The organism is Actinoplanes sp. NPDC051633, assembly GCF_040681735.1.
Taxonomy (GTDB): domain Bacteria; phylum Actinomycetota; class Actinomycetes; order Mycobacteriales; family Micromonosporaceae; genus Actinoplanes.
In genome coordinates, this window is sequence record NZ_JBFAZH010001711.1 from 1 (window position 1) to 1,216 (window position 1,216).

Sequence of the window (1,216 nt, forward strand, 5' to 3'; positions counted from 1 at the left end):
GGGCCCACGTCGCCGTGCCGCAGATGAACGTGGTCTGGACGGCCGACGCCGTCCGGCAGTTCGACGACGTCGACATCGCCGTCGCCGTGGCCACCGGCAACGGGCTGGTCACGCCGGTGATCCGGGGGGTGCAACGGCTGACCGTCTCGGCACTGGCCCGGACCGGCGCCGACGCGGTCGCCCGGGCGCGGGACGGCAGACTGCGACAGGACGAGCTGGAGGGCGGCACCCTCACGGTGACGAACCTCGGCGTCTTCGGCACCGAGGACTTCACCGCCGTGATCAACCCGCCGCAGGCCGCGATCCTCGCCGTCGGCGCGGCACGTCAGGAAGCGGTCGTGACCGACGGCGACCTCGGCGTGGCGACCGTGCTGCGGGTGAGCCTGTCCGTGGACCACCGGCCGGTCGACGGCGCCACCGCGGCGAAGTGGATGGCCGCCTTCCTCGCCCTGCTCGAATCCCCGCTCCGCATCCTGGCTTAGGAGACACCATGCCGGACGCCGCCATCGAAACCGCCCTCGCGCACTGGGGTCCGCGCCTGATCCAGAACGGCGTGGACTACAACGACCTGATGGCCACCGTTGCCCGCACCGAAACGTGGGCGGACTGGCTGCCGCAGTGGAACCGCACCGCCGACGAGCAGGCCGAGTTCGCCGCCGAGGCCGACGCCGCCGGGCACCGGCTGACCGCCGGGCAGGCGTGGCGCCGGGCGTCGGTCAACCGGCACTTCGGCAAGTTCGTGTGGACGTTGGACGCCGCGCTCGTCGAGCAGGCGACCCGGCGGTCCGTTCAGGAGACCGTCCTGGCGCTGCAACGCCTGGATCCGTCGGCCGAGCGCCTCGAGATCCCGATCGACGGCGGGTACGCGTACGCGAATCTGCGGCGCCCGCCCGGCAGCGACCGGCCGCCGTACGTCGTGCTGGTCCCCGGCCTCGATTCGACGAAGGAGGAGTTCTTCTACTTCGAGCAGTCCTTCCTCGACCGCGGCATGGCGACCATCGCGCTCGACGGGCCCGGTCAGGGCGAGACCGGGCTGGCCCTGCCGATCCGGCCCGACTACGAGGCCGCGGTGACCCCGCTGCTCGACCTGCTCGCCGGCCGCACCGACCTGGACCACGAACGCATCGGGCTGGCCGGTGTCAGCCTCGGCGGCTATTACGCGCCGCGGGCCGCCGCCTTCGAGCCCCGGGTCGCCGCCGTCGCCGGCATCAGCGGG

2 protein-coding genes are annotated in these 1,216 nt (G+C 73.2%); both read left to right on the forward strand.

Features of this window, described 5'->3' with window-relative positions; genetic code table 11:
- Positions 1 to 482: 2-oxo acid dehydrogenase subunit E2 (locus tag AB0M20_RS44545; RefSeq protein ID WP_364307638.1), on the forward strand; the 482-nt coding region annotated here is incomplete at its 5' end.
- Between the two features lie 8 nt (positions 483 to 490).
- A partial coding sequence (locus AB0M20_RS44550) for an alpha/beta fold hydrolase (protein WP_364307639.1) occupies positions 491 to 1,216 on the forward strand: 726 nt, incomplete at its 3' end.